21 protein-coding genes are annotated in these 17,705 nt (G+C 41.7%); 9 read left to right on the plus strand and 12 right to left on the minus strand.

Features of this window, described 5'->3' with window-relative positions:
• Positions 1-17 precede the first annotated feature (17 nt).
• The 4 genes from PTE_RS10190 to PTE_RS10205 all read right to left on the minus strand — a co-directional run bounded on the left by PTE_RS10190 (position 18) and on the right by PTE_RS10205 (position 1,664).
• Positions 18-224, minus strand: coding sequence for a hypothetical protein (locus tag PTE_RS10190; protein ID WP_036845918.1), 207 nt, complete (start codon positions 222-224; stop codon positions 18-20).
• 259 nt (positions 225-483) lie between these two features.
• Positions 484-693, minus strand: a complete 210-nt coding sequence (locus PTE_RS10195) for a hypothetical protein (RefSeq protein WP_070974822.1) — start codon at positions 691-693, stop codon at positions 484-486.
• A gap of 8 nt (positions 694-701) precedes the next feature.
• The gene (locus tag PTE_RS10200) at positions 702-1,415 is read right to left on the minus strand and encodes a hypothetical protein (protein WP_036845924.1); all 714 of its coding nucleotides are present in this window, start codon (positions 1,413-1,415) and stop codon (positions 702-704) included.
• A gap of 42 nt (positions 1,416-1,457) precedes the next feature.
• Positions 1,458-1,664, minus strand: a complete 207-nt coding sequence (locus tag PTE_RS10205) for a hypothetical protein (protein WP_036845927.1) — start codon at positions 1,662-1,664, stop codon at positions 1,458-1,460.
• Positions 1,665-2,133: 469 nt separating this feature from the next.
• Here PTE_RS10205 and PTE_RS10210 point away from each other — a divergent pair, with 469 nt between their 5' ends.
• Positions 2,134-2,613: an Hcp family type VI secretion system effector gene (locus PTE_RS10210; protein WP_036845929.1), complete on the plus strand. Its 480-nt coding sequence runs from the start codon at positions 2,134-2,136 to the stop codon at positions 2,611-2,613.
• A 36-nt stretch (positions 2,614-2,649) separates the two neighbouring features.
• Here the strand turns inward: PTE_RS10210 and PTE_RS10215 are convergent, their stop codons facing one another.
• Entirely contained in the window at positions 2,650-2,886 is a 237-nt protein-coding gene (locus PTE_RS10215) for a hypothetical protein (protein ID WP_036845932.1), read from the minus strand.
• Between the two features lie 224 nt (positions 2,887-3,110).
• Between PTE_RS10215 and murQ the strand changes: the two genes are divergently transcribed.
• Together murQ and murP are read left to right on the plus strand one after the other, a co-directional pair.
• Positions 3,111-4,016 carry an N-acetylmuramic acid 6-phosphate etherase gene (murQ, locus tag PTE_RS10220; protein ID WP_036845935.1) on the plus strand — a complete coding sequence of 302 codons (906 nt, stop codon included), beginning with the start codon at positions 3,111-3,113 and terminating at the stop codon, positions 4,014-4,016.
• 32 nt (positions 4,017-4,048) lie between these two features.
• Positions 4,049-5,500: a PTS N-acetylmuramic acid transporter subunit IIBC gene (gene murP, locus PTE_RS10225; RefSeq protein WP_036845937.1), complete on the plus strand. Its 1,452-nt coding sequence runs from the start codon at positions 4,049-4,051 to the stop codon at positions 5,498-5,500.
• Positions 5,501-5,527: 27 nt separating this feature from the next.
• On the opposite strand, the gene PTE_RS10230 is transcribed toward murP, so the two are convergent.
• The gene (locus PTE_RS10230; protein ID WP_036845940.1) at positions 5,528-6,136 is read right to left on the minus strand and encodes a LysE family translocator; all 609 of its coding nucleotides are present in this window, start codon (positions 6,134-6,136) and stop codon (positions 5,528-5,530) included.
• A gap of 104 nt (positions 6,137-6,240) precedes the next feature.
• Between PTE_RS10230 and PTE_RS10235 the strand changes: the two genes are divergently transcribed.
• The 3 genes from PTE_RS10235 to PTE_RS10245 are packed head-to-tail and all read left to right on the plus strand — an operon-like array spanning position 6,241 to position 8,326.
• Positions 6,241-7,221, plus strand: a complete 981-nt coding sequence (locus PTE_RS10235; RefSeq protein ID WP_036845943.1) for a hydrolase — start codon at positions 6,241-6,243, stop codon at positions 7,219-7,221.
• Positions 7,218-7,436 carry a YheU family protein gene (locus PTE_RS10240; RefSeq protein ID WP_036845946.1) on the plus strand — a complete coding sequence of 73 codons (219 nt, stop codon included), beginning with the start codon at positions 7,218-7,220 and terminating at the stop codon, positions 7,434-7,436. The genes PTE_RS10235 and PTE_RS10240 overlap by 4 nt, the downstream gene beginning before the upstream one ends.
• Before the next feature lie 20 nt (positions 7,437-7,456).
• The gene (locus tag PTE_RS10245; RefSeq protein ID WP_036845952.1) at positions 7,457-8,326 is read left to right on the plus strand and encodes a phosphoribulokinase; all 870 of its coding nucleotides are present in this window, start codon (positions 7,457-7,459) and stop codon (positions 8,324-8,326) included.
• A gap of 121 nt (positions 8,327-8,447) precedes the next feature.
• On the opposite strand, the gene PTE_RS10250 is transcribed toward PTE_RS10245, so the two are convergent.
• Positions 8,448-8,855, minus strand: a complete 408-nt coding sequence (locus PTE_RS10250; RefSeq protein ID WP_036845953.1) for an OsmC family protein — start codon at positions 8,853-8,855, stop codon at positions 8,448-8,450.
• A gap of 321 nt (positions 8,856-9,176) precedes the next feature.
• Here PTE_RS10250 and crp point away from each other — a divergent pair, with 321 nt between their 5' ends.
• Positions 9,177-9,809, plus strand: coding sequence for a cAMP-activated global transcriptional regulator CRP (crp, locus tag PTE_RS10255; RefSeq protein WP_004240730.1), 633 nt, complete (start codon positions 9,177-9,179; stop codon positions 9,807-9,809).
• 49 nt (positions 9,810-9,858) lie between these two features.
• Here crp and argD read toward each other — a convergent pair whose 3' ends face one another.
• Complete coding sequence (argD, locus tag PTE_RS10260; protein WP_036845955.1) at positions 9,859-11,070, minus strand: bifunctional acetylornithine/succinyldiaminopimelate transaminase; 1,212 nt, start codon at positions 11,068-11,070, stop codon at positions 9,859-9,861.
• Between the two features lie 122 nt (positions 11,071-11,192).
• Positions 11,193-11,768, minus strand: coding sequence for an aminodeoxychorismate synthase component II (locus tag PTE_RS10265; RefSeq protein WP_036845957.1), 576 nt, complete (start codon positions 11,766-11,768; stop codon positions 11,193-11,195).
• 245 nt (positions 11,769-12,013) lie between these two features.
• Between PTE_RS10265 and PTE_RS10270 the strand changes: the two genes are divergently transcribed.
• Positions 12,014-12,364 carry a YcgJ family protein gene (locus PTE_RS10270; protein WP_051477349.1) on the plus strand — a complete coding sequence of 117 codons (351 nt, stop codon included), beginning with the start codon at positions 12,014-12,016 and terminating at the stop codon, positions 12,362-12,364.
• Positions 12,365-12,459: 95 nt separating this feature from the next.
• On the opposite strand, the gene ppiA is transcribed toward PTE_RS10270, so the two are convergent.
• On the minus strand, positions 12,460-13,029 hold the full coding sequence (ppiA, locus tag PTE_RS10275) for a peptidylprolyl isomerase A (protein ID WP_036845959.1): 570 nt from the start codon (positions 13,027-13,029) through the stop codon (positions 12,460-12,462).
• Positions 13,030-13,335: 306 nt separating this feature from the next.
• On the opposite strand from ppiA, the gene yihA reads away from it, so the two are divergent.
• A complete protein-coding gene (gene yihA, locus PTE_RS10280) occupies positions 13,336-13,968 on the plus strand; it encodes a ribosome biogenesis GTP-binding protein YihA/YsxC (protein WP_036846551.1) in 633 nt (210 codons plus the stop codon).
• 70 nt (positions 13,969-14,038) lie between these two features.
• Here yihA and spfP read toward each other — a convergent pair whose 3' ends face one another.
• Both spfP and polA read right to left on the minus strand, forming a co-directional pair.
• Complete coding sequence (spfP, locus tag PTE_RS27445) at positions 14,039-14,095, minus strand: small protein SpfP (protein WP_445375908.1); 57 nt, start codon at positions 14,093-14,095, stop codon at positions 14,039-14,041.
• A 520-nt stretch (positions 14,096-14,615) separates the two neighbouring features.
• Positions 14,616-17,405, minus strand: a complete 2,790-nt coding sequence (polA, locus tag PTE_RS10285) for a DNA polymerase I (RefSeq protein WP_036845961.1) — start codon at positions 17,403-17,405, stop codon at positions 14,616-14,618.
• Positions 17,406-17,705: the final 300 nt, after the last annotated feature.

Genomic DNA, 17,705 nt, shown 5'->3' on the forward strand with positions numbered 1-17,705 from the left:
CATCAACAATCGTCACATTAGTGTTTAACGGGCGGAGTTTCCAATTTTAGCGAAAGAATACTACCATCTGAAATCTTCATATCAATCGCACTGGCTTGAGTTGATGACAACAGCCGAAAACACAGCATCATCATCATTGCCAATTTCTCCTCCGGAATTAACGGACTATTCACTAATACATCACTGAGCTGTTGCAATAACTGTTCTCTATCTCTATCGTCCATACGGCTAACCCCATTAACAATTAAAAATTCGAGTATAACACCACTATATAAAAAATAGCCACATCGATTATACAAAAATCATATCGATGATATAATAGCAAAGGGTTGCAAAAGAGTAGCGCTTCTAATATTAAAATCTTTATATCATCATGACTAAAAGCAATATAATTCAATCCCCTTAAAGAATTCGATAAGAGAGTGGTCCTGATATTCAAATCTGGTTTAATTTGACGAAACTGGAATGGATATATAAATATGCTTAACAACGTTTACCAATAAACCACATAGCAATAAAAACAACAAAAATACCAACCAAGGTTAAACTAAACCATATGTCTGGAAAAAAGATATTAGCTACAAATGCCCAAATAACAATAATCCCAAAAGGAATGACCTCCCACAAAAGATCTTTAAACCATATGAAAAAAAGCTCTTTGAACCACGCCTTACTGAAAATTTTCTTACTCATATTCACTCTCACACACTAATTACTTTAACAATTGTAGAAACAATATCGTCTTCACTGCTTTTTGTTCCAATAAGGCCAACGCCTTTTGACAATGCGGGTTCAACTAAAAAATACAGCATTTCCAGTTTCTTGCTGTATAAAGCCCAGTAAAAATACGGGTGCTCTCTTTTTAACTTATCTGCTGACACAGCAGCTTTTTCAAAGAGACCATATGATTGAAAAGCCGTCAAAATAATATTACCATATTTTTTAATGCCTTCTCTTATAATCATATTCATAATTAAAGATTGATATATAATCTCAGCTACCGCAGTAGATATAGAATTTTTTGTAGTTCTAGATGCTACGAATGTTGATGAAATTTCCAATAATTTCTCTACTAATTTAGTATATATCCTTTTTTTAGCTTCATCACTTTGATTCTTTAATAATTCTTTAGAAAACACTTCCGTTATTTCCTTTATAGGATTTCGTCCTTTGGTTACACTCCATAGAGCTGAAAAAAACCTTCCATCCTCACTATTTATTTGTTCATTTACATCACGATAATCATCGAAGAAATATGACCCGCGCCTGACTAATCGATTGAACCCACCCTCCATTGTATTTACTGTATCTTCTGCTACTTCTCTTACTCCATCAACTGCCTTTTCTGCCCTTAAAGCCAGAATTCGGTCAGCCTCCAGTTTCATTCTCATATAATGTTCAATATAGTCTGCCATTCTTAGTTTCCCTAAAAAATAAATTAGTCAAAAATCGCCACACTAGTGTTTAACGGATGGCGTTTCTAGTTTGAGTGAAAGAATACGACCATCCGAAACTCTCATATTAATTAGATCAGCTTCAATTGACGATAACAGCTGAAAGCATAGCATCATCACCAATACCAGTTTCTCCTCTGAAACTAACGAGCTATTCTCTAACGCATCACTTAGTTGTTGTAATAACTGTTCTCTACCTCTATCATCCATACAACTAAACCCATTCACAATTAAAATTAGAGTATAACACCGTTATATAAAAAATAGCCACACGGATCACGCAATAATCATATCAATGATGTAAATGATGTAAATGATGTAAATGATGTAATAGTAAAGCTCTATATAAAGAGTAGAGCTCATATAATTATATGTGCCTATATCATTATGACCAAAGCACTATCATTCGAACTTATAAGAATTTAATAAAAGGGTAAAGCCCTGATATCCAGATCCGATTTAACCTGACGAAACTGGAATGAAAATGATAAGGACAGATCATTAAAACAAAAGTTACTTCATACAATAAGTAAATTAAGTGTTAATTAATACCTTTCAGGAAATAAATTCGGTATTGAACTATTAATTTTTTTATATTTTAATGCTAAGGTTGTACTTCTACAGCCTAAGGCATACAGTTTTAGGTCATTTAAACAAAGAACTCATATGGTAATTACTTATGTCACATATCATTTACTTATCACTAAATGGTAAGAAACAAGGTTTAATTTCTGCCGGTTGTTCAACACTAGACTCTATAGGAAATCGATACCAGAAGGGGCACGAAGATCAAATACAGGTATTGAGTTTAAGTCATATGATGACTCGCGAACAAAATGTAGAGCATCACCCAGTACAATTCCTCAAGCCAATAGATAAATCATCGCCATTATTAGCAATGGCAATCTCTTCAAACGAGCTGCTGAATGCAGTTTTTCTCTTTTATAGAACAAACACCGCTGGGCAGTTAGAGCTTTTTTATGAGGTTAAATTAACAGAAGCGAGTATTGTTGACGTTTCTTGCACCTACCCGAATTCGATAAATAATAATGAAATGATGCCGTATGAGAAAGTCCTTCTCAAATACAGATCCATAACCTGGAATCACGTGACGGCAGGCACATCAGCCTATAGTATATGGGATGATAGAATCTATTAACAACAAACCAAGTTAAGCATATATAAAGATATATGCTTAACTTTTACGCTTATCGTTTATACGCTTCTCACTTATATATGAGAAAACAAAAAGACAAATAAAAACAACAACACCAAACAATGCTAACCATCCCCATATATCGGGAAAAAAGACTACAGCCATCATTGACCAAACAAGAATAACTATTACAGGTATAGTTGACCACAAAAGATCCTTAAACCATATGAAAAAAAGCGCCTTAAACCACTCTTTGCTAAAAAGTTTCTTACTCATATTCACTCTCACACACTAATTACTTTAACAACTACAGAAACAACATCGTTTTCACTGCTTTTTGTTCTAATAAGGCCAACGCCTTTTGACAATATGGGTTCAGCTAAAAATCACATTCACAAAACTATCGCTTTTGTCGAAACACTGACCAAATTTGCCCTTTTTAACAAAGAAGAGTAAATAACTATTTATCAATTCAAGAATATTCCCATCAGGAAAGCAATATGAAAATTAATCTCAACAATATGGTTACCGAAAGCCGCAATCCTGCCAGTACTTATATTGATACTTTACCAACCCTTGAAATGCTACAACTCATTAATAATGAAGATAAAAAAGTCGCATTGGCTGTAGAACAAACTTTACCTCAAGTCGCTGAAACCGTGGATAAAATTGCCGAAGCATTCCGTCAGGGAGGTCGTTTAATCTATATCGGTGCTGGCACATCTGGCCGATTAGGGATTCTGGATGCCAGTGAATGCTCTCCAACTTATGGCACTAAACCGGAACAGGTAATTGGATTAATTGCAGGAGGACATCAAGCTATTTTGAGAGCCGTTGAAAATGCAGAAGATAACCGGCAATTAGGCACAAATGATCTTCAAGCGCTACACTTTAACTCTAAAGATGTATTGGTTGGTATTGCCGCCAGTGGCCGTACACCTTATGTTCTGGGTGCCATGGAGTATGCAAAATCAGTGGGTGCCACCGTCGCCTGTATCAGTTGTAATCCTGACAGCCCGATGACACAAGCAGCCGATATTGCCATGACACCCGTCGTTGGGCCGGAAATCGTCACCGGTTCATCACGAATGAAAGCAGGTACAGCACAGAAATTGATCCTCAATATGCTCACTACCGGTGCCATGATCCGCATAGGAAAAGTTTATGGCAACCTGATGGTGGATGTAGAAGCGACAAATGCCAAGCTGGTTGAAAGGCAGAAAAATATCGTGATGGCTGCCACAGCATGCGACCAGATACAAGCTGAACAAGCACTGGCTGCATGTGATGGACATTGCAAAACAGCCATTGTGATGATTCTGGCAGGAATAGATGCTCAACAGGCAAAGGCTTTACTGGAAAAGAATCACGGTTTTATTCGCCCGGCAATATCAACAGTTCGGTAATAGTTTTCTTCTTCTGAACAGGAATAAATAAGATGGCTAAGATTAATCAGGCAATAATTATTCAGATCCTTACAGCTATCGGCAATGCGGGTAATGTGGCTCAATGTGGTAATTGTATGACCCGCCTGCGACTGACACTGCATGATAATACTAAGGTGGATAAAGCCGCACTGAAACAGATCCCCAGTGTGTTAGGTATTATTGAAAGCGATAACCAGTTGCAGATTGTCCTTGGACCGGGAAAAGCCCAGGCTGCGGCTGAAATAATGAGTCAATTGCTGGATTCTTCTGCTCATGCAGAACAACCGGCACAAAGCGGCACTGATTTAACCAATATAGCCTCCGCCAATAAAAAGCAGCTTAAAGAGAAACAGGTCAGTGCAGTACATAAATTTCTAACGAAATTCGCTACTATTTTTACACCGCTGATCCCCGGCTTTATTGCCGTTGGTCTACTGCTGGGCTTCGCCACTTTACTTGAACAGATCGCCATTCAGAGCGTTGCACACCCTAATGCTGTATTGGTTGAAGTCATTGGTTATATGAAAGTATTCAGTAAAGGAATGTTCAGCTTTTTAAGTATCTTGATTGGTTATAACGCGCAAAAAGCCTTTGGTGGATCAGGTATAAACGGCGCAATTATCGCCTCGCTGTTTGTGCTGGGTTATAACCCGGATGCCACCAGCGGTGTCTACTCCGGTATCTCCACTTTCTTTGGTTACAATATCGATCCACGCGGCAATATTATCGGCGTTATTATCGCCGCTATTCTGGGAGCATGGGTAGAACGACAGGTTCGTAAGATCATTCCGGACAATCTGGATATGATCCTCACTTCAGCGATTACCCTGCTGATCATGGGAGCAATCACCTTTATTATTATCATGCCGTTGGGAAGCTATCTGTTTAGCAGCATGTCATGGCTATTCCTTAATCTTAACGGCAATCCTTTTGGTACGGCGATATTGGCAGGGCTGTTTCTGCTCGCCGTTATGTTTGGTGTACATCAGGGGTTTGTTCCGGTCTATTTCGCATTGATGGACGCACAAGGCTTTAACTCTCTGTTCCCAATCCTCGCTATGGCTGGAGGCGGGCAAGTTGGTGCAGCACTGGCGCTGTATGTCAAAGCGAATAAAGACTCTCTGCTGCGTACTCAGATAAAAGGCGCCATTATTCCAGGCTTTCTCGGTATCGGTGAACCTTTGATTTACGGGGTAACCTTGCCACGAATAAAACCCTTTATCACCGCCTGTCTGGGCGGGGCCGCCGGGGGGTTCTTTATCGGTCTGGTAGCTTATTTAGGTTTACCTGTTGGATTGAATACGGTTTTCGGTCCATCAGGATTAATCGCACTGCCACTGATGACCTCAAACAACGGTATTTTTATTGGGATGGCAGTTTACGCAGCGGGGCTGATGGTTGCTTATATCAGCGGTTTTGTCCTGACTCTGCTATTCGGCAATAAAAATGTCGATTTGACTTGATAACCAAAATGAAATTAATGAATTAAACTATCCAACCCAAATTAATGGCACACAGGTTGCCGTTAATATTCCCATTATGATATTGAAAATAAACCAGGCATTGCGACTACGGAGCAGCGTTCCAATCAACGAACCAAAACCAGCCCAAACGATACTACTCAAAAAACTTATCAATATCGTTGCGATACTAATAATGATGATGGAATAGAGATACTGTTCACCTGCAATACTGTAGCTGCCAACCGATCCTAATCCCATCAGCCAGGCCTTCGGATTCAGGAACTGTAGTAACCAGCCCTGGTACCAGCGCACTGGCTTTATGACAGCACTGCCTTTAGTATCCAGACGCCGATAACTGGCCGTTGCCGTTTTCCATGCTAACCACAGTAAATAGAGACTACCCGCTATTTTCATTATCGTGTGAATAGTAGGATAAACCAGCAGTAATGCCGCCACACCGAAAGCGGACAGATATAAAATCGTCTGCATTCCCAGAAGAATGCCAAATATCAATCCCAAAGAACGGATAAACCCAAAGTTAGCGCCAGATGAGGTCAGTAACATATTGTTTGGACCCGGTGTAATGGCAGAAATAAACAAAAAAGTTGTTAATGAAAAAATCAGGCTTGCTGTCATGAATCGTTTCCTTTCATCCTGAACAATGATGTTTCCCTTTCACAGAAAATATCAGTATGTTATTAACCATACAATATAACTAATCAATTTAACTCGAAATCATTATGACTGATATCTTTCGTCCTCTAACCGGAGCCAGTAATCCGCATTTGCAGACACTACTCCCACGTCTGGTGCGGCGGTATCCTGAATTGCAACCCTATTGGCAACGACTTGATTTACCGGATAACGATTTTGTTGACCTGGCATGGAGTGAAGATCCAGCAGCCGCAGCACATAAGCCACGGCTGATCCTGTTTCATGGTCTGGAAGGCAGTTTCCACAGCCCTTATGCCCACGGTTTACTTCATATCTGTCAGAAGAAAGGCTGGCTTGGCGTTGTCATGCATTTCCGTGGATGCAGTGGTGAACCAAACCGCCAAAAACGTCTCTATCATTCTGGCGAAACAGGCGATGCCCGTTATTTTCTGAACTGGTTAAAACAGACTTACGGTGATGTACCCACCTCAGCCGTGGGTTATTCCGTCGGCGGTAATATGCTGGCCTGCTATCTGGCAGAAGAAAAAACACAGGCCCAAGTCAATGCGGCGGTCATTGTTTCCGCCCCTTTGATGTTAGCAGCCTGTTCCCACCGGATAGAAAAAGGATTTTCTCAGGTTTATGAGCGCTATCTGCTTAATAATCTGAAACGTAATGCGACCCGCAAATTGCTACGCTACCCGGGTTCTCTACCTATCAATCTGTCTCAGGTGAAGAGATTGAAACACATTCGGGAATTTGATGAAATTGTGACCGCAAAAATCCACTGTTTTAAAGATGCAGCGGACTACTACCGCCAGTGCAGCGCTCTGCCACGCCTGCCTGATATTACCGTGCCACTGTTGATTATTCATGCCAAAGACGATCCCTTTATGGCACCGGAAGTCATTCCTGATCTCAACACGTTACCCAAAAATATTGAATACCAATTGACAGAACATGGTGGACATGTCGGCTTTGTCAGTGGTTCACTCAAAAAACCACAAATGTGGCTGGAACAACGTATTCCAGGCTGGCTGTCATCTTATCTGGAGCAACAACGATGATTATTCCATGGCAACAACTGGAGCCAGAAACTCTGCTAAATTTGATAGAGAGCTTTATCCTGCGGGAAGGCACTGACTACGGTGAACATGAAAAATCCCTTGAGCAGAAAGTCGCTGACATACGTCGTCAGTTGGAACGGGGGGATGTTATTCTGGTGTGGTCTGAACTGCATGAGAGCATCAATATTATGCCAAAAGAAATGTTCCATTCTTAACATTATGGAGTTTACTGCTTATGTCCGCCAAACATCCGATTATTGCGATTACCGGCTCCAGCGGTGCCGGAACAACAACAACCAGTTTAGCTTTTCGTAAGATTTTCCAGCAACTTAACATCAGCGCAGCACAGATAGAGGGGGACAGTTTCCACCGTTATACCCGTCCTGAAATGGACGCGGCAATCCGTAAAGCCAAGGAACAAGGCAGACATATCAGTTATTTTGGGCCAGAAGCCAATGATTTTGGCATGCTGGAGAAAACCATGATTGACTATGGTGAGACCGGTGAAGGCCGTTGCCGTAAGTACCTTCACACCTATGATGACGCGGTGCCTTACAACCAGCTCCCCGGTACATTTACTCCGTGGGAAGCCTTACCAAAGCAGACCGATGTACTGTTTTATGAAGGCCTGCATGGTGGCGTAGTCACACCGCAACATAATGTTGCCAGTCATGTCGATCTGCTGGTGGGGGTGGTGCCGATTGTCAACCTTGAATGGATACAGAAACTTATCCGCGATACCGGAGAACGGGGACACTCACAGGAAGCGGTGATGGATTCCGTTGTTCGTTCGATGGATGATTATATTAACTACATTACCCCCCAATTTTCCCGGACACATATAAATTTCCAGCGCGTCCCGACTGTTGATACGTCCAATCCATTTTCAGCCAAAGCCATTCCATCCCTGGATGAAAGTTTTATCGTCATCCGTTTCCGTGATCTGACTCAAATTGATTTCCCGTATTTGTTATCCATGTTACAGGGCTCATTCGTTTCAAGTATTAATACCATCGTGGTTCCCGGTGGAAAAATGGGACTGGCAATGGAATTAATTATGACGCCATTGGTACAACGATTACTGGAAGGGGAAAAAATTTGTTGATCAAAACCTGGGATAAATCTAGAAAACCCAGCGTTTGAATCCACTTCTTAATTTATTCAGTTAGAAAAGCAGGTAACTGATATTAGTTACCTGTCGTTATTTTTAATCAGGAAATAATATCTTAATCTGTCTCTTTAATTTCAAAGCTGTGGGTAAGTTCAACTGATTTACCCAGCATCAACGAAACAGAACAATATTTCTCTGCGGAAAGCGTGACGGCACGTTCAACCGCTTTCTCTGTTAAATCCCTGCCGGTAACAATAAAATGCAGATTAATAGAAGTAAACAAGCGTGGTGCCTCTTCACGACGGCGGGAAGTTAATTTCACTTCACAATTTCTTATGTCATATCTGCCTTTCTGCAAAATAGAAATAACATCAATCGTGCTGCAACCGCCAACTGCCATTAATACCATTTCCATTGGGCTTGGTGCCTTATCACCGGCATTTCCATCCATCATTATCTGATGACCCGAAGACGATTCCCCCAAAAGAGACAACCCTTCAACCCATTTTACCCGCGCTTGCATAAGTACCTCTTAAGTCATTTTTTGCATCAAAGCCTACTCTTTCAGTATTAAACTGGCAATCTAATGAGCGGTTTATTATGCTGAAACAATACAAGACAAGACAGAAACCTTTTCCTGTGTTAAAAACAGAAGCAGGTCCGGGTATATGTGGGTTAAGATCAATACTCAGGTTGCAAATTTCAGATAACCTATATAAAACCCTCACCTGTCGGTTTTTCAGCAAACTAATATGTTAAGCTAGTGTCTTTATAAGCCAGCCTGACGAGAAACTTTTAGGTTCTCGTGTTATTTAGGCAGCGATAACAACAGAGGATGAAGCGAATGGTTCTCGGCAAGCCACAAACAGACCCCACTCTTGAATGGTTTTTGTCACACTGCCATATTCATAAATATCCATCCAAAAGCACGCTTATTCATCAAGGCGAAAAAGCAGAGACGCTTTACTACATCGTAAAAGGTTCTGTTGCGGTTTTGATTAAAGATGAAGAAGGCAAAGAGATGATCCTCTCCTATTTAAACCAGGGAGATTTCATTGGCGAACTTGGATTATTTGAAGAAGGACAAGAGCGTACAGCCTGGGTACGGGCCAAAAGTGCCTGTGAAGTAGCGGAAATTTCCTATAAAAAATTCCGTCAACTGATTCAGGTAAACCCGGATATTTTAATGCGTTTATCTGCCCAAATGGCAAGCCGTTTGCAAACAACTTCTGAGAAAGTCGGTAACCTGGCTTTCCTGGATGTGACCGGCCGGATTGCTCAGACTTTACTGAATCTGGCGAAACAACCCGATGCAATGACTCACCCGGACGGGATGCAAATCAAAATCACTCGTCAGGAAATTGGTCAGATTGTTGGCTGTTCCCGTGAAACGGTTGGCCGTATTCTAAAAATGCTGGAAGATCAAAACCTGATCTCCGCACACGGCAAAACAATTGTTGTTTACGGTACACGTTAATTCCTGATTAATCAGCGCATGATATTGCGCTGATTTTTCTCACTCTTATTTACACCAACTGGCTAATTGCCTTATCCAGCCGTTCCATCCCCTGGGCTATCTCCTCTTCACTGATAATCAGCGAAGGCGTGAAACGCAGTACATCACTACCGGCACTCAATAACATCAAACCATTTTCAGCCGCCAGTTGCAGGATCTCTTTAGATTTTCCCTGATACTGCGCTTTTAGTTCCGCACCAATCAGCAATCCCTTGCCACGGATTTCACCAAATATCGAATATTTCTGATTGATATCGTTCAGAAAATTCACAATCAAATGATGACGTTTTTCAACACCCTCCAAGACCTCTGGCGTATTGATAATGTCAAAAGCGGCATTTGCAACCGCGCAAGCCAGCGGATTACCACCATAAGTTGTGCCGTGAGTTCCCGGCACCATCGCCGAAGCGATATTCGCCGTAGTCAGCATAGCGCTAACAGGGAAACCACTTCCCAATGCTTTCGCTGTGGTGATAATGTCCGGCACAACATCATAATACATATAAGAAAATAACTTACCGGTACGGCCCATCCCACTTTGTACTTCATCAAATACCAGCAATACCTGATACTTATCGCAAAGCTCACGCAACCCATGAATAAATGCGGGTGTCGCCGGCGTGACTCCCCCTTCACCCTGAACAGGTTCTAATACAACAGCGCAAGTATGATCATCCATGACCGCCTTTACTGCATCTAAGTCATTAAAAGGCACATGAATAATATCTGCGGGTTTTGGCCCAAAACCATCAGCGTATTTTGGTTGACCACCAACAGAAACAGTAAACAGAGTACGACCATGAAAACCCTGATGGAATGCGATGATTTTGGTTTTATATGGATGGTAACGAGTAATGGCATAGTGACGCGCTAGCTTAAATGCGGCTTCATTCGCTTCCGCTCCGGAATTGGCAAAAAATACCCGCTCCGCAAAAGTTGCATCAATCAGTTTCTGCGCGAGTATCAAAGCCGGTTCACTGGTGAAAATATTACTGATATGCCAAAGTTTCTCCCCTTGCTGCTTTAAAACATCCACTAACGCAGGGTGACAATGCCCCAAAGCCATAACAGCAATACCACCGGCAAAATCAATATATTCTTTCCCTTGCTGATCCCATACACGACTACCTTGCCCTTTCACCGGTATAAACTGTGCCGGTGAATAAATTGGCAACATGACTTGATCGTATGTATTTCTGTTTACTGCGGCATGCTCCATCATTTTCCCACCCGTTTTTTATATATCGTCATTCAAAAATGAAATTATAATCATTAAATATGCATAAAAAATCAAAGATGGGCAAATGAAAAAGATGAATAAATGAAGAAATTATGGGTATCGGGTTAATATCTAAGAAAGTTACTCAGTAGCTGGTGCCCTTGTTCACTGAGAATACTTTCAGGATGGAACTGCACACCTTCCAAGGGCAAAGTACGATGACGAATTCCCATAATCTCATCGACATTGCCGTTATGCTGACTCCATGCAGTGACTTCAAAAGCGGCGGGTAAAGTCTCTGCGGCAATCACCAATGAATGGTAACGGGTAACCGTTAATGGCCGATTTAGCCCTTTGAACACACCTTGCTGATTATGATGAATGGCCGAAGTTTTCCCATGCATCACTTCCCTGGCTTTTACCACACTGGCACCGAATGCCTGCCCAATTGCCTGATGCCCAAGACAAACACCCAGAATCGGCAATTTATCCGCAAAATGAGAAATCGCAACCAGAGAAATTCCTGCTTCATTTGGGGTACAAGGGCCTGGGGAAATAACCAGATGTGTAGGCGCCAATCGCTCAATATCTTCAAGCTGTAATTCATCATTGCGCTTGACTAAAACATCTGTTCCCAATTCACAAAAATATTGATATAAGTTATACGTAAAAGAATCATAGTTATCTATTATTAATAACATAGGAGTCTATCCTACCCATTTTTATCGCTGTATTTGTTGTCCTGCCAATCCTGCAACTTGTTTTATCATGAACAACATGATTTCAGGTAAAACGGCCTAACGACAACGGGGCGGCTATCATAGCACATAAGCACTTGTAGCATAGTGTAACAAAATCAATGACTACTTTTTCCTCAATCAACTTACTCTCATACCTTTACAAAACATAGGCTCTATTTTGATATTCAATAAGTAAGGTAATTGTTATGAAGACAAAACTGATCATAGCATCTCTTTTTTTGCTGTCCTTACCCATACTGGCTGCAACTAAAGCTGCACATATTTTCTTTCCAGAAAAAGGGGTTATTTGTGATAAAAAAGGAGAATACTGCGCTGATCAGCAAGGTTTATCGCTAAAACTTACCAAAAGATATTTAGGGAAAAAAGCATCGGAGCGCCTGAAAGAAATGATTGGTGATGGGAAAGATTTTGACCTTTCATCCTACACTTTGAGTAATGGTGTTCACTGTGAGAGTAAAGAGAAGAAGTGCTACAAAGACAGATATTATCCACGAACCGAAGAAAATAAAGAATTCACCAAGAAAATGTATGAATAACCGTAAAACGGGCCTTCATTCAAATGAAGGCCCGATTATTAATCAGATCCAGAAACTGCCATAATTGCAGTGATCATTAATGTCTCAGAAAAAAGTTAAGGAATAATCTTAGCAGACAGGATAACCACGGGTTTCACCGGTACATTCTGATAGGGACCAACATTTTCAGTTTTTACTTGAGAAATTTTGTCTACAACATCCATACCTTTTACGACTTTACCAAATACTGCATAGCCAAAGTCACGCTGACCATGATCAAGGAAAGCATTATCCGCTACGTTGATAAAAAATTGACTAGTAGCGCTGTCTTTATCAGCGGTACGCGCCATAGAAATCGTTCCGCGTAAATTACGCAGCCCATTATCCGCTTCATTTTTAATGGCTTCTTTAGTCACTTTCTGCTGCAAATCTTTGGTAAAACCGCCCCCCTGAACCATAAATCCAGGGATTACCCGATGAAAAATTGTGTTGTTATAATAACCCTCATTGACGTATTCAATAAAGTTTTTGGTTGTAATCGGCGCTTTCTGGCTATTTAATTCCAGTTCAATATTACCCTCTGTTGTCATCAGCTTCACATGGGTTTCACCCGCAGCCAGAGCCAAAGGTGCCATTGTGCTCAGAGAACATGCAGTGACAAGCGACACTAAAATACGTTTAAACATTCTGGATTCCTATATATTAAGGTCAACAACACAAGCTGAAATCAATTCTAATAATCTCCTCAGCATAGTGCTCAATATTTACTTACCTTTACGATATCAATTGGTTGGTGCCTTGGGTAAAAATTTATCCTCTCACAATAGATCAGATTTTATTTCACAAATAAGGCAATAATTGACGGCAAAATAGCAAATTTGGCTTAACCCATCAGAAATATGTCATTATTTTTAATCCTGTCAACCAACAGTGGCTATCGGTATAATCTCCTTTGGCGTATATTCAGTGCATTTCTCAGGGAGATAATCATTTTGACCATCAAAAACCACAACTATCATATGACCCGTTTTATCACGAGCGCACCTGATATTCGCCATCTGCCTCAAGAACTGGGCATTGAAGTCGCGTTTGCCGGCCGTTCAAACGCGGGTAAATCCAGCGCGCTAAATGCCCTGACGAAACAGAAAAGTCTCGCCCGTACCAGTAAAACACCAGGCCGCACACAGCTCATCAATTTATTCGAAGTAGAAGAAGGTATTCGTCTGGTTGACTTACCCGGCTATGGCTATGCCGAAGTACCGGAAGAGATAAAACGTAAATGGCAAAAAGCACTGGGTGAATATTTGCAAAAACGTGAATGCCTGCTTGGGCTAGTGGTGCTGATGGATATCCGTCATCCATTGAAAGACCTTGATCAACAGATGATCCAATGGGCGGTGGCAATGCATGTACCCGTTATGGCATTGCTGACTAAAGCCGATAAACTGACATCCGGTGCCCGTAAAAACCAGTTGAATAAAGTACGTGAAGAGTTAGCAGCTCTCGATGGAGATATTCAAGTGGAATATTTCTCCGCCCTGAAAAAAATCGGGATCGATAAATTACAACAGAAACTGGACATATGGTTCAGCCAGCCAACCGTTCAAATTGAAGACAATAGTTAATACCGCTTTTTTTATTCCTACCCACTAAATTCAAATAAAAAAATGCCCCAGTCAAAACTGACTGGGGCAGCTAATATTCAGCTATAAATCCGATTACGTGAAGTAAAAGGTCTGAAAGATAGAACATCTTACCTCTGTACCCTACGCCAATAACTCTACCCTATTTTATTTCTCAGAAAAAGCCTTTTTGTAATTTATTTTCAATGATTATCTCGATTCAGCTTAGGGTTTTGTTTGTTTATCCACCACTAAATGTAGTTTAATTACATATTTATGCGATCTGGATCTAATATACTCGAACAGTACAAAAAATATTACATTATTAGTATTTTCTTTACAGCAAAACAGATCGACACAACTATTTGATCACTTTTTTCTGCTACATCAACACTGAGTTCACTACTAATATTATCTAGTGAAATTAAAGATCCTGCCCAATCTCCCATTATCGTGGGATTTTGCAGCACAAATTCCCTATGGAAAACAGTCTATTGAATATGACCTGATCAGGATAATAATATGAATCAACATAACAATTCTTCGTCAGCCTTAGGATGGAAAAAACATGGTGACTATGATTAACAGGGCCATTAAAAAAGGCTGAACCAAATACCTCAGTTCAGCCTATCGCTTATTAATCTGGCATATCAGTGCGCCTGATCCCAACTGTCACCAATACCCACATCCACTTTCAACGGAACATCAAGCACCAAACTCTTCTCCATCAATTCACGAATTTTCTGTTCTGCATGTTCAAGTTGTGACTCATGAACCTCGAATACCAGCTCATCGTGAACCTGCATAATCATGCGAACTTTCGGCGCTTCACTGATAATCCAGTCATCCACCGCAATCATTGCTTTTTTGATGATATCCGCCGCAGTTCCCTGCATTGGCGCGTTAATAGCTTCACGTTCTGCTGCCTTACGGCGCATACCACTGCGAGATTTGATATCTGGCAGATAAAGACGACGGCCATCCAGCGTTTCAACGTAACCCTGCTCTTCCGCTTGTTTACGAGTACGCTCCATATATGCCAATACCCCCGGATAGCGCTCAAAATAGAGATCCATATAGCGTTGAGCTTCACCGCGAGGAATACCTAACTGACGGGAAAGACCAAATGCACTCATACCATAGATCAAACCAAAGTTAATCGCCTTAGCACTACGGCGCTGCTCACTGGTTACCTGTTCCAGTGGCAAACCAAAGACTTCTGCCGCCGTTGCCCGGTGAATATCTTGCCCTTCGGCGAAAGCCTTCAACAACCCTTGATCCTGAGACAAATGAGCCATTATCCGCAACTCAATCTGAGAATAGTCAGCGGCCATAATCCGGTAACTTTCAGGTGCCACAAATGCCTGACGAATGCGGCGGCCCTCTTCATTACGGACAGGAATATTTTGCAGATTAGGATCACGTGAAGAGAGACGTCCTGTTGCCGTTACCGCCTGATGATAGGAAGTATGCACCCGTTTGGTCAGCGGATGGACCATCTGTGGTAGTTTATCGGTGTAAGTGGATTTCAATTTTACCAACCCACGATGCTCTAAGATCACTTTCGGCAACGCATGGGTATCCGCCAACTCTTCCAATACCTCTTCATTAGTGGATGGCGCACCACCCGGCGTTTTCTTTACTACCGGCAATTGCAATTTTTCAAACAATATCGCCTGCAACTGTTTTGGCGAAGCCAGATTGAAAGCCTCACCAGCCAGTTCATGAGCTTCTTTTTCCAACTCATCCAGACGGGTGGTAATTTCTTTTGAATGCTCAGCCAGAATATTTGCATCAATTAGTACGCCTGTACGCTCCATACGGGAAAGCACCATGACCAATGGCATTTCTGTATTCAGGAATACTTTTTTCAGCGCTGGTGTTTTTTCCAACTGCGGCCACATAGTTTGATGTAGCAGCAAAGTGACATCTGCATCCTCTGCGGCGTACATTGCAGCTTGTTCCACCGGAACTTGATTAAAGGTGAGCTGATTTTTACCTTTACCAGCAATCTCTTCAAACGTCGTGGTCTTATGATTCAGATGACGTTCAGCCAAGCTATCCATATCATGCCGCCCCATACCTGCAACGCTATTAAGTACATAAGATTCCAGCATGGTATCGTAAGCAATGCCTTGCAGTTCAATGCCATAGCGAGCCAGCACACCGCGATCAAACTTAATATTTTGACCAATTTTCAACAGGTTGCTGTCTTCAAGCAGCGGTTTTAATGCCGCCAACACTGCCTCTCTGTCAAGTTGTTCCGGCGCGCCCAGATAGTCATGGCCTAGAGGTAGATAGGCCGCATCTCCGGCAGAAATTGCGAATGACATACCCACCAAATTAGCAGTTAAAGTATCAAGGCTGTCAGTTTCGGTATCAAAAGCAAAAACCAGCGCTTTTTTCAACTTCTCAATCCACTCATCAAAGCTTTTTTGATCAAGAATAGTCTGATAATTATCAGAAGAGAGTGTGGCCGAAACAGATTTATCTTCCGTCGGAGATGATTCATCATTACCAGTGGATGCCGGTTTTTTGCCTTTCTCTGCCAGCCAATCGCCGTTTGCCACATCACTCAACCAGCGTTTGAACTCATAACGAGAAAATAACTGATGCAGTTTCTCCGTATCAGGCTCTTTGACTGACAAAGCAACACAGGTTTTATCCAACTCAACATCGGTTTTAATGGTTGCCAGTTTATAGGAGAGATAAGCGACATCTTTATGCTGCGCCATCTTATCTGCCAGCGTTTTCGCACCACGGAAACTGAGCCCGGCAATTTTATCCAGATTGGCAAAGATATTATCCATGCCACCAATCCCTTGCAGTAATCCCAGTGCGGTTTTTTCTCCCACGCCAGGTACGCCAGGAATGTTGTCAGAAGAGTCTCCCATCAATGCCAGAAAATCGATAATCAGATCTGGCGGCACACCATACTTTTCAACCACTTCTTCCGGCCCCAGAATGGTGTTATTCATTGTATTGATAAGCGTGATATTTGGCGTTACCAATTGCGCCATATCTTTATCGCCAGTGCTGATAAGCACCGCACGACCCTCTTTTTCCGCCTGTAACGCCAGTGTCCCGATAACATCATCGGCTTCTACTCCCGAGACCACCAGCAGCGGCAACCCCATAGCTTCTACCATCTGATGTAACGGCTCTATCTGCACACGCAAGTCGTCCGGCATAGGAGGACGATGAGACTTATACTCAGCAAACAATTCATCACGGAAAGTTTTACCTTTAGCATCGAATACCACCGCCACATGGCTCGGCTTGTACTGCATTACCAGACTGCGCAGCATATTCAATACGCCATACATGGCTCCGGTCGGTTCTCCTGCGCTGTTGGTCAGCGGAGGAAAAGCATGATAAGCACGATAAAGGTATGAGGAACCATCAACCAAAATCAGGGGATTGTCTGCTATCTGAGCCATAAGTCTTCTTCATTATCTGTTACGGGTGTAATAGGAATAGGATGCCACAGCAAGAAGCAGGAAACGAATTTTGTGTGAATTTTCTTTGCTGAAGCCAGATCCAGATATTCACACTCTGCTATAAATCCTGTGGATAACTTTGTGTATAGATATTTCGACTTTCATTCTGGCATAGACCGTTGATAAAAAAAATTTATCAACGGTGGGTAAAAATCAATGACTTATAATCCTAGTCATTAAACTGTCATATTACCTTATAGATCACAGAGTTGTGGATATAACCGGAGTTTGTCTTACAAA

Source organism: Photorhabdus khanii NC19 (genome assembly GCF_000517265.1).
In the GTDB taxonomy this organism is placed as follows: Bacteria; Pseudomonadota; Gammaproteobacteria; order Enterobacterales; family Enterobacteriaceae; genus Photorhabdus; species Photorhabdus khanii.